The organism is [Mycobacterium] fortunisiensis (genome assembly GCF_019050325.1).
In the GTDB taxonomy this organism is placed as follows: domain Bacteria; phylum Actinomycetota; class Actinomycetes; order Mycobacteriales; family Mycobacteriaceae; genus Mycobacterium; species Mycobacterium fortunisiensis.
Map to the genome: position 1 here is coordinate 123,205 of NZ_VOMB01000010.1, position 16,916 is coordinate 140,120.

Below are 16,916 nucleotides of genomic sequence, written 5' to 3' on the forward strand. Positions count from 1 at the left end.
ACCGCCGGTGGATGTGCACAAATCGCTCTAGAACTGGCCGAGGTAGAACCGGCCGCCCTGGTCGTCGGTGCATTCGGCCATCAGTCCGTACGGCTGTCGTGACGGCTCTTGGAGCACCGTGCCGCCGGCTTCACGGACCCGGTCGACCGCGACCTCGATATCGGCGACCGTCCACATCGGCACGGTGGTGGCGCGCTCGGCTCCGCCGGCCATACCGGACATCGGCTGGCTGCCCTGCACGCCCCAGCCGTCGTCGACCCGGCCCGGCTCGAAGGTCCACGACAGCACCCGACCGTAGAACTCCTTGAATGCCCCCGAATCGGGCACTTCGTAGGTGAGGTACGAAAGTTCGCCTGGCCCAGCACCATTGAGCTCGGGACGGGGCACGTAGGTGCTGGGCTGGAACACCGCGAACGCGGTCCCGGCCGGGTCGGTGGCGTCGAGTACGGTGCCGAATTCCCGCGGCTGCGGCTCACCGGTGACGCCGCCGGCCGCGGTGATGGCGTGGCGTGCCGTGTCGAGGTCGTCCACGGCGAAGCAGCAGAACAACGTGGCGGGCCCGTCGGTGCCGAAGATCCCGACGTGTTGTCTGGTGTTCGTCACCCGATGGGTGACCGGATCGAAGGTCCAACCCAGCACCCGTCCGTAGAACCGGGCCGCCCGTTCGACGTCGGGCGCCCAGACCGAGACGTAGCCGACGTCGCCGTGCCGGATCGGTGGCGGTGCGTCGGGCAGCGGGCCGGCCAGCATCCAGCGGTGCCCGGACGGGTCGAAGATCGTGGCGTTGCGGGTGCCGTAGTTTTCGTACGGCTCGCGCTGCACCTGAGCGCCGAACGTGCGGGCTCGTTCCAGAACCGCGTCGGTGTCCGCCACGTGGAGCAGCAGGCTCACCGAATTGGTTTCCGGTTCAGGGACTTTCAATCCCAGTTCGGGGTATTCGTCGGCCAGGTAGAGCACGCCTCCGGCCAGCTCGAGCTCGGCGTGCCCGATACGGCCGTCATCCATGACGATCGGCTCGCCGACCTGTCGGGCGCCGAACACGTCGACATACCAGGCGATCGCCGCGCGCGCGTCGCGGGTGGCGAGGTAGGGGATCACGGCCGAGCGCGGCTGCGGCGCCGCCGGGTGGTTCAGTGCCGCTGATGGCCGGTCCAGGTCGGAAAGCGCGGTGTCGGTTCCGCTCATGACGACTCCTTCGGTGTGGGTGGGCAGGGTGAGTGCCGATTCCAGGCGGGCACGCAGGCGGGCCGCGAACGCCGGATCGGGGGAGACCGGATGGTCGTGGCCGGTCAGCACGGTCAATGGATCGTGGCTGTTGTTCACGACGTTCCTCCCTCCGGGTACTGGGATCGGAAGGCGCGGCGGGCCCGCACCAACAGGGCTTCGGTGGCGTGCACCGTGCGGCCGATCAACTCGGCGCACTCGGGCACCGTGCAGTCATCGAGGTAGCGCAGCGCCAGCACGGTCCGGTGGTGTTCGGGCAGGCGCGCCAAAACCGACTCGGCGACAAGGCGATCCAGTTCGGCATCCCAGTCGTCGGCCGGGTCCACCGGTTCGGGCAGTTCGGCCACCGGCACGGTGAAGCGGTCGTGGCGGCGTCGGTAGTGGTCGGCGAGTTTGTGCCGGGCCACCCCGATCAGCCACGGCACCGAGATCGGCGGCGGCGACGGTCGGCGAGCCGCGTCCATGGCGGCCAGGAACGTCTCCGACGTCAGGTCCTCGGCGGTTCCGCGGTCACCGCAGCGGCGTACGAAGTAGCCGTACACCACTGGCAAGGCCTCGTCGTAGCACCTCAGCAGTAGCCGCGGAGCGTCAGTTTCGGCGCTCACACCCTTATCGTCGCCTTCGGGGACCGAACTCCGACGGGTTGCGCGAAGAAATTTTCACCGGAAAATCATTGGCCCCGGTCAGTGGTGGTGCGCCATGGTGGTGGTCGACGTGGTGGATGTCTATGCATTCCGGAGGGACGGGTTCGTCAGGGTCGAGCAGGCGGCTCCGGTCGAAATTGCCGATGCGGCCAGGGATCTGCTCTGGGAGCAGATCGGGCTGTCGCCGTATGAACCGGCAACCTGGACCAGCCCGGTGGTCTGGGCGGCCGACCTCACCGGGGCCGGCCCGTTCGGGGAGTTGGCGGGCAGCGTCGTGCTCGCCGATACGTTGGACGAGATCTGCGGAGCCGGACGGTGGCAGCCGCGGGGCTGGCACATCGACGCCAACACCCCGCTGCCGGGTGGGGAGTGGGCGGTCAGCGGCCGTCCGCACACGCTGTTGGTGCTGACCCTGCTGTCCGAGGTGGGTCCTACCGATGCGCCGACGCGCATTCGGGTGGGTTCACACCGTGACGTCGCCCGGGTGCTGGGCCCAGATCCGGTCGATTTCGTGGCGGCCGGTGCGGTGGTCGACGATGCGAGCCGAAGCTGTCCGGTGGCCCATGCGACGGGCCGGCCCGGTGACATGTACGTGGTGCACCCGTTCACAGCCCATGCCGCCGACGTACATCGTGGCAGCACACCACGTTTCATGTCGCAGGCGCCTGTCATGCTCACCGACGAACTCGGCCCGCAGGGTCCGCCGGCCCTGGCCTGCGTGTGGGACAGGCCGTCGGATCAGGACTTGGCGTAGAAGAAGCCCGTTCCGATGATCGCGATGTGATCGCGATGCCCGACAGCACGGCGATACCTTGAGGCCTGGTTACCCGGAAGGCCGGATGTCCATACCCGCCGGGGTCAGAGCCTCCAGCCCCGGCCGGGCCACCTCGAAGGCGTCGGCGATGGCCTGCGACAGGGCCACCGACTCGTCGGCCAGCCAGTGCCCATAGGCCGACAGTGCCACGCCAAGCATCAGCCAGCCCACGGTCTGTGGCATCAGATCGTCGGCGTGGGCGCCGATCCGTCCCGCCACGTACACCGCGACCACCTCACGCCAACCGGCGTACATCGTCATCGAATACGCCTGCAGTTCAGCAGTTTCCAGGATCACCCGCATGCGCCGGCGATGCTGGGTCAGCTCGGCGTCGTCGTAGGTGTTGAACGACAGCAGGGCCGCACGCAGTGCCTCGGCCAGCGGGATCTCGGTGCTCAGCGAGGCGAGCAGCTCCCGTAGGTGCTGCAGGTGGGCGTTGAAATCTCCCCAGGGGATGGCGTTCTTGGAGGCGTAGTAGCGGAACAGCGTGCGCCGTGCGATGCCGGCCGCCTTGGCCACGTCATCGACGCTGACCTGGTCGAAGCCGCGGGTGGCGAAGAGCTGCAGGGCGACGTCGGTGATGTGGTCCTGGGTGGTGGACGGACGCCGGCCGACGCGCGACCCGGATGCCCCCGGGGCCAAACCCGCCATGAATCCGCCCTTCCATTTGTGCACTCGATGCCATATTCTTGCGACTCAGGTCACAATTGTCGAGGACCACAGCCGAAAGAAAGGTGCGATTCGTGGATCAGAACCCGCAGACAGAAACCGAAACCCAGCTCGTCACCGAGACGCTCGTCGAAGAGGTCTCGATCGACGGTATGTGCGGGGTTTACTGACAGTGTCCACACAGGTCACCGAAGCGGCCGGGCGCACCGGTGTGGTCTTCGACCCCGATGTCAGCTGGCGGTTACACCACCAGGTGGCGGTGCGGCCCGAGCCGTTCGGTGCCCTGCTGTATCACTTCGGAACCCGCAAGCTGTCGTTTCTGAAGAACCGGACGGTCGTCGAGGTGGTCAACGCTCTGGCTGACCATCCCGACGCCCGGTCCGCGTGCCGCGCGGCCGGTATCGCCGACTCCGACCAGGGCCCGTACCTGCATGCGCTGAGTGTGCTGGTGGCCTCGAAGATGCTCATCCCCGGGAATACACAATGACTTCTGTTGCGCCTGCGCCGGTGCGCACCCCCGTTCCGAGGCTCGTCGAACAGTTCGAACACGGACTCGACGCGCCGATCTGCCTGACCTGGGAGCTCACCTACGCCTGCAACCTGGCGTGCGTGCACTGCCTGTCCTCCTCGGGCAAGCGGGATCCGCGCGAGCTGTCCACCCAGCAGTGCAAGGACATCATCGACGAGCTGGAACGCATGCAGGTGTTCTACGTGAACATCGGCGGTGGCGAACCCACTGTGCGCCCGGACTTCTGGGAGTTGGTCGACTATGCGACCGAGCACCACGTCGGGGTCAAGTTCTCCACCAACGGCGTGCGCATCACCCCCGAGGTGGCCGCGAAACTTGCCGCCAGTGACTACGTCGACGTGCAGATCTCCCTGGACGGCGCCAACGCCGAGGTGAACGACGCGGTGCGCGGCAAGGGCTCGTTCGACATGGCCGTGCGCGCGCTGGAAAACCTTGCCGCGGCTGGCTTTTCCGATGCCAAGATCTCCGTGGTGGTGACCCGGCACAACGTCGACCAGCTCGATGAGTTCAAGGCGCTGGCCGACCGCTACGGGGCCACGCTGCGGATCACCCGGCTGCGCCCGTCGGGCCGCGGTGCCGACGTCTGGGACGAACTGCACCCCACCCCGGACCAGCAGCGCCAGCTGTACAACTGGCTGGTCGCCCATGGCGAGCGGGTGCTCACCGGCGACTCGTTCTTCCACCTGTCCGGGCTCGGTGAGCCTGGCGCGCTGGCCGGGCTGAACCTGTGCGGCGCCGGCCGGGTGGTCTGCCTGATCGATCCGGTGGGCGACGTCTACGCCTGCCCGTTCGCCATCCATGACAAGTTCCTGGCCGGAAACATTTTGGAAGATACCGGTTTTGGCTCCGGTTTCCAGAACGTCTGGCAGCACTCGCCGCTGTTCCGGGAACTGCGCGAGCCGCAGTCGGCCGGTGCCTGCAGTGGCTGCGGGCATTACGACGCCTGTCGCGGTGGCTGCATGGCCGCCAAGTTCTTCACCGGTCTGCCGATGGACGGGCCGGATCCCGAGTGCGTCGAAGGCTGGGGCGAGCCGGCCCTGGCCGCCGAACGCGTCAAGCCCAAGCCCAGCGGCGATCATTCCCGCGGCACCAAGCAGGGGCCGGTGGCCCTGAAGTTGCTGACCAAGCCGCCCGCCCGCATCTGTAACGAAAGTCCGGTGTAAATCCATGGCTCGTGATACCTGGTTCGAGACCGTCGCCATCGCCCAGCAGCGGGCGAAGAAGCGACTGCCCCGCTCCGCGTACTCGTCGCTGATCTCGGCCAGCGAAAAAGGTGTGACGGTCTCCGACAACGTGGAGTCGTTCGCCGAACTGGGGTTCGCCCCGCACGTCATCGGTGCCACCGAGAAGCGTGAGATGGCGACAACGGTGATGGGGCAAGACATTTCGATGCCCGTCATCATCTCGCCGACCGGTGTGCAGGCGGTGGACCCCGACGGTGAGGTGGCCGTGGCGCGGGCGGCCGCGGCACGTGGCACCGCCATGGGGCTGTCGTCGTTCGCGAGCAAGCCGATGGAAGAAGTCACCGCCGTCAACGACAAGATCTTCTTCCAGATCTACTGGCTCGGATCCCGCGACGAGATTGCCGAGCGGGTGCAGCGGGCCAAGGATGCGGGTGCGGTCGGGCTCATCGCCACGACCGACTGGAGCTTCAGCCACGGCCGGGACTGGGGTAGCCCGAAGATTCCGGAGCGAATGGACTTGCGCACGATGTTGCGGATGTCCCCGGAGGTGCTCACCAAGCCGCGCTGGCTGTGGAGCTTCGGCAAACACCTGCGTCCGCCGGACCTGCGGGTGCCCAACCAGGGCCGGCGCGGCGAGCCGGGGCCGACGTTCTTCGAGGCCTACGGCCAGTGGATGGGCACCCCGCCACCCACCTGGGAGGACATTGCCTGGTTGCGCGAGCAGTGGGGTGGACCTTTCCTACTCAAGGGCATGGTCCGCGTCGATGACGCCAAACGTGCTGTTGACGCAGGTGTTTCGGCGATCACGGTGTCCAACCACGGCGGCAACAACCTGGACGGCACGCCCGCGGCGATCCGCTGCCTGCCGGCCATCGCCGAAGCGGTGGGGGACCAGGTGGAGGTTTTGCTGGACGGCGGGATCCGCCGGGGCAGCGACGTGGTGAAGGCCGTGGCGCTGGGTGCCCGGGCCGTGATGATCGGTCGGGCCTACCTGTGGGGCCTGGCTGCCAACGGGCAGGCCGGTGTGGAGAACGTCCTCGATATCCTCTCCGGCGGCATCGACTCGGTGCTGCGCGGGTTGGGTAAGTCCTCGATCCACGAGTTGACGCCCGAGGACATCCTCGTGCCCGAGGGCTTCACCCGGACGCTCGGAGTGCCGCGCGCCGGGGCCTGACGGCGCACCCGTGCGCGTCGCGGTGTGCCGTGACTGGGGTGGCAGAAGAGGCGTACGTGATGCTCACGGCGGGTGTGGGGAAATTCGGGGCAAAGCAATTGCTGCCCGTACTCCAACAATTGGCGCACAGTAGGTGAATTCGGCCTACGATCGGCACGTGGCTTTCCCCAGCGGGCTCGGGAACTCAACGTCGAGACAGCTACGCAGCATGTCGCCAATGTTGATCATCCCGGTGGGCTCTACCGAGCAACATGGTCCGCACCTGCCCCTGGACACCGACACCCGGATCGCCACCGCCGTCGCGCACGCGGTGCGTGAGCGTCTCGATGCTCCGGTGCCGGGGGAGTGGATGGTCGCACCGCCGGTCTGTTACGGCGCCAGCGGCGAGCACGAAGGTTTTCCGGGCACGGTGTCGATTGGCACCGAAGCCCTGCGATTGTTGCTGGTGGAGTACGGACGGTCCGCGTGTGGTTGGGCCCCGCGGCTGGCCTTCGTCAATGGTCACGGGGGGAATCTGCAGGCATTGGCGGCGGCCGTGACCCGGCTGCGTGACGAGGGCCGCGATGTTGGCTGGGTGCCGTGCTTCGCGTCCGGTGCCGACGCACATGCGGGGCATACCGAAACATCTGTATTGCTACATATTTCGCCCGAGGATGTCGATGCCGCGGCGTGGTCCCCCGGGAACACGGCTCCGCTGGCGGAGCTCATGCCGGCGATGCGTAGCGGCGGCGTCGCCGCGGTCAGCGAACTCGGGGTGCTCGGCGACCCGACAACCGCCACCGCCGCCGACGGGGAGCGTATCTTTGCTGAAATGGTCGACGGGTGTGCCGGTCGGATGAGGCGGTGGCAGCCGGACCGGAACGGATTGTTGATATGACCGGACCGAGGCTGCCCGACGGTTTTGCCGTGCAGGTGGATCGCCGCGTCAAGGTGCTCGGGGCCGGCGCGGCCCTGCTGGGTGGGTCGCCCACCCGGTTGCTGCGGCTGGCGCCGACGGCGCAGACGATGCTCAACGGTGGCCGTCTGGAAGTGCATGATGCGCAGAGCGCGCAATTGGCGCGGACTTTGCTCGACGCCACGGTGGCTCATCCCCGCCCGCCGAGTGGGCCCTCGCATCGCGACGTGACGGTCATTATTCCGGTGCGCGACAACGTATCCGGTCTGCACCGGTTGATCGCGGCGTTGCGCGGTCTGCGGGTGATCGTGGTTGACGACGGGTCGGCCGTCCCGGTGGCGCAATCCGAGTTCGCCGGGATGCACTGTGATGTGCAGGTGCTCCGGCACCTGCGTAGCAACGGTCCGGCGGCGGCCCGCAACACCGGTCTGGCCGCCTGTGAGACGGACTTCGTGGCGTTCCTCGACTCTGATGTGGTGCCCCGCCGCGGCTGGCTGGAGGCGTTGCTCGGGCACTTCTGCGATCCGGCTGTGGCGCTCGTGGCACCCCGGATCGTCGGGCTGCACACCGCCGACAACGTGGTGGCCCGGTATGAGGCGGTGCGGTCGTCGTTGGATCTGGGGGTGCGTGAGGCGCCGGTGGTGCCCTACGGCCCGGTGTCCTACGTGCCGAGTGCGGCGATCATCTGCCGGCGGTCGGCGCTGGCCGCGGTCGGCGGCTTCGACGAGACCATGCGATCAGGCGAGGATGTGGACCTGTGCTGGCGGCTGGTGGAATCCGGGGCCCGGCTGCGCTACGAGCCGATCGCGCTGGTGGCTCACGATCACCGGACAGATCTGCGAGAGTGGTTCAACCGCAAGGCTTTCTACGGCAGCTCGGCCGCACCGTTGAGCACCAGGCACCCGGGCAAGACCGCACCGGTGGTGATCTCGGGCTGGACGCTGATGGTGTGGCTGCTGCTGGCCATGGGCTCGAGCGTGGGATATCTGGGCTCGGTGGTGATCGCCATCTTCACCGGCCGCCGCATCGCCCGGTCGCTGAGCGCCGTCGACACCGAGCCCACCGAGGTCGCCGCGGTGACCGCGCGCGGGCTGTGGTCGGCGGCGCTGCAGCTGTGCTCGGCCATCTGTCGGCACTACTGGCCGGTCGCCCTGATCGCCGCGCTGCTGTTCCGCCGGGCCAGGCATGCGGTGCTGGTGGCCGCGGTGCTCGACGGGGTGGTGGATTGGGCCACCCGGCGAGGCAACGCCGACGACGACACCAAACCGGTCGGCCTGCTGGCCCACTTGCTGCTCAAGCGACTCGACGACATGGCCTACGGGCTGGGGCTGTGGACCGGCGTGGTGCGGGAACGCCAGTTGGGTGCGCTCAAGCCGCAGCTGCGGAGCTGAAGCGGCGACGTGACCTGGCCAACCTATCGGCCGCCCGAGTGGACGGACGTCTTGATCGTCGGTGCCGGCAGCGCTGGATCGGTTTTGGCAGAACGGCTTTCCGCCGATCCCGGCTGCCAGGTGACCGTCGTGGAGGCGGGCCCGGCACCGTCTGATCCCCGAGTGGCGGCGCAGATCACCGATGGCCTGCGGCTGCCGATCGGTGCGGCAAGTTCGGTGGTGCGTCATTACCCGTCGACGCTGACCGAGCAGCCGCGGCGGCACACCGAGATCGTCCGCGGTTCGGTGGTGGGGGGTTCGGGCGCGGTCAACGGCGGTTACTTCTGCCGCGGCTTACCGACGGACTTCGACGGTTGGGCGGTCGCCGGCTGGGGGTGGGACGACGTGCTGCCGCACTTTCGGGCGATCGAGTCCGACCTGGACTTCGATACCGCCCTGCACGGATCTGACGGTCCGATCAAGGTTCGTCGGGTACGTGAATTCGATGGTTGCACAGCGTCATTCGTCGATGCGGCGAGAGATTCCGGATTCACCTGGATCGATGATCTCAACGGATCGGATACCGGGGCGGCGTTGCCGGCCGGCGTGGGCGCGGTGCCGCTGAACATCAACGGCGGCACCCGGGTCGGCCCCGGCGGGGCGTACCTGCAACCTGCCGTGCATCGCCCGAATCTGGCCGTGCTGACCGACACCGCGGTCCGCCGGGTGATGATCGCCGACGGGCGGGCGGCCGGTGTGGAGCTCGACGATGGCGAGCTGGTGCTTGCCGACCGAATTATTCTGTGCGCCGGTGCGATTGGGTCTGCACACCTGCTGATGTTGTCGGGTGTCGGTCCGCCGGCCGAGCTCGCGGCACTCGGGATCGAGGTGGTGGCGCCCCTGCCCGTCGGTATGCACACCGTGGACCATCCGGAATGGGTACTGCCGGTCTCCTGGACGCCGACGCACGGCCTGCCGCCGTTGGAGGCTGTGCTCACCACCGCCGACGGTATCGAGGTACGCCCGTACACCGTGGGCTTCTCGGCGATGGTGCACGGCCCCGGGCATGATCCAGCTGAGCTCCCGCATCTCGGCGTGGCACTGATGCGTCCACATTCGCGGGGGCGGGTCCGGTTGGTCTCCGCCGATCCGGCGGTGGCGCCGGTCATCGAGCACCGTTACGACACCGTGGCCGAGGATGTCGAGGCGCTGCGCCGCGGTGCCGAGCTGGCTCGCGAATTGGTCAGCCGCACGGCGGAAGTCGGTGAAGCGTCGTGGTCGACGTCGCAACATTTGGCCGGCACCGCGCCGATGGGAACCGGGCCCGATGCCGTGGTGGACCCGACGTGCCGGGTGCTCGGGGTCGAGGGGCTGTGGGTCGTCGACGGGTCGATCATGCCCGCCATCACCAGCCGCGGCCCGCACGCGACCATTGCCATGATCGGTCATCGGGCTGCGGAGTTTCTTGCGACCTGAGCCGTCGGACCACCCGGAGTTGCGCACCGTCGCGGCCCGGCGCCCAGACGCCGACAAACAGTGCGGCCACGGCGAGCACGGCCGCCATCACGAGCAGGGCCGAGTTCGTGGCATCCAGGAATGCCTGCTTGGCCAACTGTCCGACAGCCGTACCTTCCGGGCCGAGCTGCCCGACCACGGCGAGCGCTTCGGCCAACGAACTCAGCAGCGGCTCTCGCACCTCGGCGGGGAGCCCGGACAGCTTGGGCCCCAGGTGGTTCTGGTAGTTGGCGGCCAGGATGGAGCCGGCCACCGCGATGCCCAGGGCCGCGCCGACCTCCCGGGTGGTGTCGTTGACGGCGGAGGCCACGCCCTGCTTCTCGTCGGGAACTGCGCTCATGATGGCCGATGTGGTCGGTGCGGTGCACAGGCCGATACCGATGCTGATGATGACCAGCGGCCAGGTGTAGTCCAGGTAGGTGGAGTCCAGTTGCAGCAGCCGCATGCACATCAGGCCGGCCGCGATCACCAGCAGGCCCAGCGACACGCACACCCGAAGTCCCAGCCGCGGGAGATACAGGTGGGTGGTGGCGCCGAGCGCGAGCACCGGAATCATCAATGGACACAGCGCTATTGCGGTCTGGATCGGGCTGTATCCCATCACCAGCTGGATGTACTGCATGCTGACGAAGAAGTAGCCGAAGTTCGCGAAGAACAAGAATGTCACGCCCACGGCGCCGGTGGCGAAGTCGGGTTTTCGGAACAGCCGGACGTCCAGGAGCGGGTGGCGGCGCTTGAGTTCGACGACGGTGAAGGCGGCCGCCAGGGCGATGCCGGTGCTCATGCAGCCCCACACCAACGGATCGGTCCAGCCCCGTACCGGGGCCTCCACCACGCCGAGCACGAAGACCGCGACCGCGACCCCGATCAGGATCGCCCCGATCCAGTCCAGCGGCGCGGCGTCGTCGTCGCGCGAGGAGGGCACGGTGCAGGTCAGTACGAACAACCCGGCTCCGGCGAGGGCGAACGCCGCGAAGATGGACTGCCATGCCCAGAAGTGCAGCAACCCGCCGGTGATCAGGAAGCCGAAGACGGCGCCCGAACCGACGACACCGGCCCAGACCCCAATCGCCTTGTTGCGTTCGGATTTTGGAAAGGCCGCCGTGAGTAGGGAGAGGGTGGCCGGCATGATGAAGGCCGCGCCGGCCCCGGCCACGGCGCGGGCCGCGATCAGCTGTGGTGGGTCGTCGAACATCAGGGGCGCGGCTGAGGCCAGCACGAAGACCGCCAGGCCGGTCAGCAGGGCGCCGCGGCGGCCGTAGCGGTCGCCGATCGCGCCGGCCGGCAGCAGCAGGCAGGCGAGCACCAGGGTGTATCCGTCGATCACCCAGGTGAGTTGGGCCTGGGTGGCCGTGGTCTGCCGGGCGATGTCGGGGAGCGCGGCGTTGAGCGCCACCATGGAGGCGATCACGATCGAGACGTCCATGCAGGCCACCGCGAGCAACCAGTACCGGCGCCGGATCGACAGTTGGGCCAGGCCGGAGTCGATATCCTGACGGAACTCGACGAGCGTGTCGGACATGCTGGGCGCCTTTTCGTCGATGAAGTTTTGAGACTAACAGTCTCGTAGCGAGACGGTAAGTCTTTTTTGGAGGTGTTGGTGCATGACTGCGCAGAGCGGTGACCCGCGGCCGGCTCGATCCCGGGCCCGGCTACTCGAGGCGGCGACGTCGTTGTTGCGGTCGGGCGGACCCAGCGCGGTGACGGTGGACGCGGTCACCAAGGCCGCCAACGTGGCCAGGGCGACGCTGTACCGGCATTTCCCCAGTGGAAATGACTTGCTGGCCGCGGCATTTCGGACACTTATCCCGGCGGCGCCGACGCCGCCGGACGAGGGTACGCTGCGCGACCGGTTGGTCGCCCTGGTTCAGGCGCAGGCCGATTCGATCGCCGAGGCGCCGATCAGTGTGACCGCGATGTCATGGCTGGCGCTGGGGGGCGACATGGAGAAGCTGCCCTGGCGCACCGACGACAGCCCGGAGGTGCGGACACTGCGCGAACGGGTGGCCGAACAGTACGCGGCGCCGTTCGAGGCGATCTTCGCCCACCCGGATGCGATCGCCGAACTCGGCGAGGTGGATCGTACCCAGGCTGCGGCGCTGCTGCTGGGCCCGATCGTCCTCGGCAAGCTCAGCACGCTGTCGGAATTCGACTACAGCGCCTGCGTGCGGGCCGCGGTGGATGGCTTCCTGGCCACCCACCGCCGTACCGAAACCGCTCAGCGCAGCGAGTAGCGGATCGGCAGGTGTTTGAGCCCGCCGACGAACGTGGTCGCGGAAAGCTGTGGCGTACCGGCCAATTCGATGGACTCCAGCCGGCTCAATAACTCGGTGAACAGGCTGTTCATCTCCATCCGGGCCAGGGCCGCGCCCAGGCAGAAGTGCACGCCGTATCCGAATGCGAGGTGTTTGTTGGGGTCTCGCGTGATGTCGAAACGGTGCGGCTGGTCGAAGACCTCTTCGTCGCGATTGCCGGAAACGTAAGCCAGGTAGACGGATTCGCCCTTGGCGATCGGCGTACCGCGCACGGTGGTGTCGGCGGTGGCGGTGCGCATGAACTCCTTCACCGGTGTGGACCACCGGATCATCTCCTCGACCGCGGTGCCCATCAGGTCGGGTTGGGCCTGAAGTGCGGCCAGCTGGTCCGGATTTTCGATGAGGGCGTGCAGACCGCCGGAGATCGCGTCCTTGGTGGTGTCGTGACCGGCGCTGGCGACGATGACGTAATACGACGCGGTGTCGACGTCGGACAGCGGTTGCCCGTCGATGGTGCCGTTGGCAATGGCCGAGGCCAGATCCTCGGTCGGGTTGGCCCGGCGTGACGCGGTCAGTGTCGAGAAATAGGCGAAGAAGTCCATCAGGACGCTGAGCTGGTCCTCCAACGACCCGCTCTCGCGCTTGTACTCGTCGTCGTCGCCACCGAACATCTCCTGCGTCAGCATGTGCATCCGGGAGAAATCTTCTTCGGGCAGGCCGAGCAGCGACATGATCACGTAGAGCGGGAAGTCGACGGCGATCGCGGTGACGAAATCGCATTCGGGTCCGATGTCACGCATCTTGTCGACGTAGCGCTTGGCCAGTTCGTCCACTCGCACCTTCAGGGCGCGCATCGCCTTGGGGCGGAACCAATCTGCGCCGATCGCCCGGACCTTGCGATGGTGCGGGTCGTCCATGTGGATGAGGGTGCGCAGGCCCATGCCGGCTTCGAGTTGCTGCTTGGCCAGGTCGTCGGCGGCCGCGGTGGCCAGCAGGGGCCGGGGCTCGCTGATGAACAGTTCGTTGTCGCGCTCGACGGCCATGATGTCGGCGTGCTTGGTGATTGCCCAGAACGGGCGGTAGGGCCGGTTGTCCACCCAGGCCACCGGGTTGTGGGCACGCAGGTGGGTCAGCGCGGAGTGCAGGCGCGCGTCGTCGGCATACGCCGTCGGGTCGGCCAGAACTTTCGCGGCGTCATCCATCGTCGGCGCGCTCATGCGGACTCCTCACTGCTACTTGACGGGTGTCAATTACCACCATATGTGATCGGCACCACGTAAGGGGGTCGATTCTGCCGACCGGACCCGTACGCTCGCAGCCATGCGGTCGGGACGTCTCGGTGTCGCTTTGCTGACGATGCTGGTGATGCTGGTGGCGGGCTGTGTCCAGGGTGGCGGTCAGGGGACGACGCCGAGTCGGCCGCCGACCCGCGTCCAGGGGGCCGACCCGGCGCTGGTGCAGCTGGCGGCCGGAACCCTGCGTGGCACAGTGACATCCGACCGGCGGGTGTTCGCCGGAATCCCCTATGCCGCTGCGCCGGTGGGGCCGCTGCGGTTCGCGCCCCCGGCCCCCGCGCAGGGTTGGGCCGGGCAGCGTGACGCCACCCGGCCGGGCCCCCGCTGCATCCAGGACCCCGCCGTGGACCCGGAGCAGGGGCGTAACGCGGCCGAGGACTGCCTGACACTGAACGTCTGGACGCCGCCGGTCTCGGACGAGTTGCGACCCGTGATGGTGTGGATCCACGGCGGGGCATTCGTCGGTGGCAGCGGCGACATCTACGACGCCGGACAGCTGGCGGCGCGCGGCGGCATCGTGGTGGTCACGATCAACTACCGGCTGGGCACATTGGGCTTCCTGGCCCATCCGGCACTGGGCGCCGACGGCGACGTCGGCAACTATGGGTTGGCCGATCAGCAGGCAGCTTTGCGGTGGGTCCGGGACAACATCGCCGATTTCGGTGGAGACCCGGAAAAGGTCACGGTGGCAGGCGAATCCGCCGGCGGCATGTCGGTGTGTGATCACCTGGTGGCACCCGAATCGGCGGGATTGTTCCGGGCGGCGATCCTGATGAGCGCGCCGTGCCAGGCGCAGGCCGACCTGGCTTCCGCGAGCCGCAGGTCGCTGGACTACGCCGCGGCGGTCGGGTGTCCGGTCCCTGCGGCCGCGGCCGCCTGCCTGCGCGGCTTACCGGTCGAGGAGCTGCGAGAACCCGTGTGGTACTTCAACATCGGCAGCGACGAGCTCACCGGACCGGTCACTGGATCGGCCCTGGTGCCCCGGGCGCCGTTGGCGGCGTTCGGGTCCGGGCAGGCTCAATCGGTCCCGGTGTTGATCGGCACCAACCGTGACGAGTTCACCCTCTTCGTGGCGCTGCGGTACCTGCGCGAAGGTCAGCGGTTCACCCAGGCGGATTATCCGCGGCTACTGGCCGAAACATTTGGTCCCGGTGCGGCGGCCGTCGGTCTGCACTACCCGGTCGGCCGGTACGGCGGGGTGGCGCAGGCCTATTCGGCAGCGGTCACCGACGGCGAATTCGCCTGCGTGGCAGACCGGATGGCGGCCGAGCTGGCCGAGAAAGCCCCGGTCTACGCCTACGAGTTCAACGACCGCGAGGCCCCGGCGCCGGAGGTGATGCGGACCCTGCCGTTCCCCGTCGGCGCCAGCCACTCGCTGGAGCTTCGCTATCTGTTCGACGTTGGTGGGGCGCCCCCGCTGAACGCTGTGCAGCAGCGGCTCTCCGACGAGATGCTCGACTACTGGAGCGCGTTCGTGCGCGACGGCCGGCCCGCGGTCGACGGCCTGCCGGATTGGCCCGGGTTCGATGCGGCCGGCCCGCCGTCGAGAATGTCGTTGCAGCCCGGCGGCAGCCGGGTGAACAATGGCTTCGCCCTCGAACACCAATGCGCATTCTGGGCGGCGTTGAAGGAGAAGTGAATTCGATGGCCACACCGGACCCGCAGGCGTTCGCCCAAGAGTGGGTCCGGGCATGGAACGCGCACGACGTGGATGCGGTGCTGGCGCATTTTCATGACGACGTGGTGTTCAGTTCACCGATCGCGGCGCGGGTACTTCCCGAGAGTGGGGCCGTGGTGCGGGGCAAGGACGCCTTGCGTCACTACTGGACGACGGCGTTGGCCGCGTATCCCGACCTGCATTTCGAGGTGGTCGACGTCTACCGCGGTGAATCGGCGCTGGTGATCCACTACCGCAATCAACTCGGCGGCCTGGTCAACGAGGTGCTGCTGTTCGACGGTGCACTGGTGCGCGAGGGGCACGGCACCTATCTGGACCAGTAGCGGCTCAGGCCGGCGTCACCCACGTGGTGATGTCGGCGTGCACCACCTCTTCGCCGTGACGATCGGTGATGCTGACCGGGACCACGATGTCGGTGCCCTCGGTGATGGCCTCGAAGTCCGGCGGCGCGAGCTGCGCGGTGGCCCGCAGCGAGGTGGTCGCCTTGGCGAGGTACTGCACGGTCATCGCCTTGGGGATCCAGCGGTGCGTCGTCGGCACCGTGGCCTCCATGAGCATGCCCATCGCCATCTCGGCGGCGTTGCACGATGCGATGGCGTGCACGGTGTGCAGGTGGTTGTAGACGTAGAACCACTTCGGCACCGTCACCTCGGCCAGCCCGGGCTCCATGCGCACCACATGCGGCAGCACCGAGGCGAAGTACGGCACCCGGACCATGGCCGCGGCGGAGAACAGCCGTGAACCGCCGGGCAACGCCGACATCTTCTTCCATGCTTTATAGGTGGCGCTGGGCTGTGTCATGCCCAGACCTTACTCAAGAGTAAGTTCGGTACCGAAGGGTGTGGCTGAGCTGAGGAAGCCACGGGCAAGACGAAGCTTCGCGTGTGAAGCGCTGTGGCGCTCAGGAGCCGGATTTTCCGCCATGGCGCTTCATGAGCGGCCCATGCCTGGCGGGTAGCGTCGACGTCGGGAAACGGTGGGAAATCCGCGCCGTGGATCGTCATTGCCGGCCAGTCGCGTCGACGGGCCCCGACCTGCTCGATCGCGGATTTGGAGCAGGCCCGGATCTGAGGCATACTGTTCGGGTTGCCTTGCGCCGGGTATGCACCTGGCCGGGCAAACGACCGGCGCCCTTGCGGGCGCATCCGGTTCCAACACATATCGCGACAGATTCTGCAGCGAGAAAGTGTGCGTGAGGGCGACACGCCCGACCGCGGGGATCGGTGGACCACAGACAGGTAAACAGCGGCGGCAATTCTCGGCGCACCCGCGCCGGGCACCAGGCCCGACGACGTTTCGGTGGGATTCCCACCGGGATTTCGATACGGCCGGCCGATGTACGAAGTAGAGGTAGGAGAAGCGTGGCGGGACAGAAGATCCGCATCAGGCTCAAGGCCTACGACCATGAGGCCATTGATGCCTCGGCGCGCAAGATCGTCGAGACGGTCACCCGTACCGGTGCCAGTGTGGTGGGCCCCGTGCCGCTGCCGACCGAGAAGAACGTGTACTGCGTGATTCGGTCGCCGCACAAGTACAAGGACTCGCGGGAGCATTTCGAAATGCGCACCCACAAGCGACTGATCGACATCCTCGACCCGACGCCGAAGACGGTTGACGCGCTCATGCGCATCGACCTGCCGGCCAGTGTCGACGTCAACATCCAGTAGGAG

At 67.8% G+C, this 16,916-nt stretch carries 18 protein-coding genes; 12 read left to right on the top strand and 6 right to left on the bottom strand.

Translation table 11 applies throughout. The features are described from left to right. Positions 1-27: 27 nt before the first annotated feature. Together FR943_RS07265 and FR943_RS07270 are read right to left on the bottom strand one after the other, a co-directional pair. The gene (locus FR943_RS07265) at positions 28-1,323 is read right to left on the bottom strand and encodes a VOC family protein (RefSeq protein ID WP_217155679.1); all 1,296 of its coding nucleotides are present in this window, start codon (positions 1,321-1,323) and stop codon (positions 28-30) included. Further along, positions 1,320-1,829 (bottom strand): RNA polymerase sigma factor, encoded by a 510-nt coding sequence (locus FR943_RS07270; RefSeq protein ID WP_217155680.1) that lies wholly within the window; start codon positions 1,827-1,829, stop codon positions 1,320-1,322. The genes FR943_RS07265 and FR943_RS07270 overlap by 4 nt, the downstream gene beginning before the upstream one ends. A gap of 94 nt (positions 1,830-1,923) precedes the next feature. On the opposite strand from FR943_RS07270, the gene FR943_RS07275 reads away from it, so the two are divergent. Continuing rightward, positions 1,924-2,622: a phytanoyl-CoA dioxygenase family protein gene (locus FR943_RS07275; RefSeq protein ID WP_218045391.1), complete on the top strand. Its 699-nt coding sequence runs from the start codon at positions 1,924-1,926 to the stop codon at positions 2,620-2,622. A 69-nt stretch (positions 2,623-2,691) separates the two neighbouring features. Here FR943_RS07275 and mftR read toward each other — a convergent pair whose 3' ends face one another. Then, the gene (mftR, locus tag FR943_RS07280; protein ID WP_217155681.1) at positions 2,692-3,333 is read right to left on the bottom strand and encodes a mycofactocin system transcriptional regulator MftR; all 642 of its coding nucleotides are present in this window, start codon (positions 3,331-3,333) and stop codon (positions 2,692-2,694) included. Positions 3,334-3,425: 92 nt separating this feature from the next. Here mftR and mftA point away from each other — a divergent pair, with 92 nt between their 5' ends. The 7 genes from mftA (at position 3,426) to mftG (ending at position 9,979) form a co-directional block, all read left to right on the top strand. After that, the gene (gene mftA, locus FR943_RS07285) at positions 3,426-3,521 is read left to right on the top strand and encodes a mycofactocin precursor MftA (RefSeq protein ID WP_076241817.1); all 96 of its coding nucleotides are present in this window, start codon (positions 3,426-3,428) and stop codon (positions 3,519-3,521) included. A 2-nt stretch (positions 3,522-3,523) separates the two neighbouring features. Continuing rightward, positions 3,524-3,838, top strand: coding sequence for a mycofactocin biosynthesis chaperone MftB (gene mftB, locus FR943_RS07290; RefSeq protein WP_308170489.1), 315 nt, complete (start codon positions 3,524-3,526; stop codon positions 3,836-3,838). Continuing rightward, the gene (gene mftC, locus FR943_RS07295; RefSeq protein WP_218045393.1) at positions 3,835-5,043 is read left to right on the top strand and encodes a mycofactocin radical SAM maturase; all 1,209 of its coding nucleotides are present in this window, start codon (positions 3,835-3,837) and stop codon (positions 5,041-5,043) included. Before mftB ends, mftC begins: the two co-directional genes overlap by 4 nt. A gap of 4 nt (positions 5,044-5,047) precedes the next feature. Beyond that, positions 5,048-6,238 (top strand): pre-mycofactocin synthase MftD, encoded by a 1,191-nt coding sequence (mftD, locus tag FR943_RS07300; protein WP_217155683.1) that lies wholly within the window; start codon positions 5,048-5,050, stop codon positions 6,236-6,238. A 133-nt stretch (positions 6,239-6,371) separates the two neighbouring features. Continuing rightward, complete coding sequence (gene mftE, locus FR943_RS07305) at positions 6,372-7,115, top strand: mycofactocin biosynthesis peptidyl-dipeptidase MftE (RefSeq protein WP_217155684.1); 744 nt, start codon at positions 6,372-6,374, stop codon at positions 7,113-7,115. Continuing rightward, positions 7,112-8,524, top strand: coding sequence for a mycofactocin biosynthesis glycosyltransferase MftF (gene mftF, locus FR943_RS07310; protein ID WP_217155685.1), 1,413 nt, complete (start codon positions 7,112-7,114; stop codon positions 8,522-8,524). Before mftE ends, mftF begins: the two co-directional genes overlap by 4 nt. A 9-nt stretch (positions 8,525-8,533) precedes the next feature. Then, positions 8,534-9,979, top strand: a complete 1,446-nt coding sequence (mftG, locus tag FR943_RS07315; protein WP_217155686.1) for a mycofactocin dehydrogenase MftG — start codon at positions 8,534-8,536, stop codon at positions 9,977-9,979. Here the strand turns inward: mftG and FR943_RS07320 are convergent. Continuing rightward, positions 9,909-11,540, bottom strand: coding sequence for an MFS transporter (locus FR943_RS07320; RefSeq protein WP_217155687.1), 1,632 nt, complete (start codon positions 11,538-11,540; stop codon positions 9,909-9,911). The two genes, mftG and FR943_RS07320, sit on opposite strands and share 71 nt — an antisense overlap. An 82-nt stretch (positions 11,541-11,622) precedes the next feature. Here FR943_RS07320 and FR943_RS07325 point away from each other — a divergent pair, with 82 nt between their 5' ends. After that, complete coding sequence (locus tag FR943_RS07325; protein ID WP_217155688.1) at positions 11,623-12,252, top strand: TetR/AcrR family transcriptional regulator; 630 nt, start codon at positions 11,623-11,625, stop codon at positions 12,250-12,252. Here FR943_RS07325 and FR943_RS07330 read toward each other — a convergent pair. Further along, positions 12,237-13,490, bottom strand: a complete 1,254-nt coding sequence (locus FR943_RS07330; RefSeq protein ID WP_217155689.1) for a cytochrome P450 — start codon at positions 13,488-13,490, stop codon at positions 12,237-12,239. The genes FR943_RS07325 and FR943_RS07330 overlap by 16 nt on opposite strands. Before the next feature lie 103 nt (positions 13,491-13,593). Between FR943_RS07330 and FR943_RS07335 the strand changes: the two genes are divergently transcribed. Then, the gene (locus FR943_RS07335; RefSeq protein WP_217155690.1) at positions 13,594-15,207 is read left to right on the top strand and encodes a carboxylesterase/lipase family protein; all 1,614 of its coding nucleotides are present in this window, start codon (positions 13,594-13,596) and stop codon (positions 15,205-15,207) included. Positions 15,208-15,212: 5 nt separating this feature from the next. After that, positions 15,213-15,569 carry a nuclear transport factor 2 family protein gene (locus FR943_RS07340; RefSeq protein WP_217155691.1) on the top strand — a complete coding sequence of 119 codons (357 nt, stop codon included), beginning with the start codon at positions 15,213-15,215 and terminating at the stop codon, positions 15,567-15,569. A 4-nt stretch (positions 15,570-15,573) separates the two neighbouring features. On the opposite strand, the gene FR943_RS07345 is transcribed toward FR943_RS07340, so the two are convergent. Continuing rightward, positions 15,574-16,047: a hotdog fold domain-containing protein gene (locus FR943_RS07345; RefSeq protein WP_217155692.1), complete on the bottom strand. Its 474-nt coding sequence runs from the start codon at positions 16,045-16,047 to the stop codon at positions 15,574-15,576. A 560-nt stretch (positions 16,048-16,607) separates the two neighbouring features. On the opposite strand from FR943_RS07345, the gene rpsJ reads away from it, so the two are divergent. After that, entirely contained in the window at positions 16,608-16,913 is a 306-nt protein-coding gene (gene rpsJ / locus FR943_RS07350; protein ID WP_003883485.1) for a 30S ribosomal protein S10, read from the top strand. Positions 16,914-16,916 lie beyond the last annotated feature (3 nt).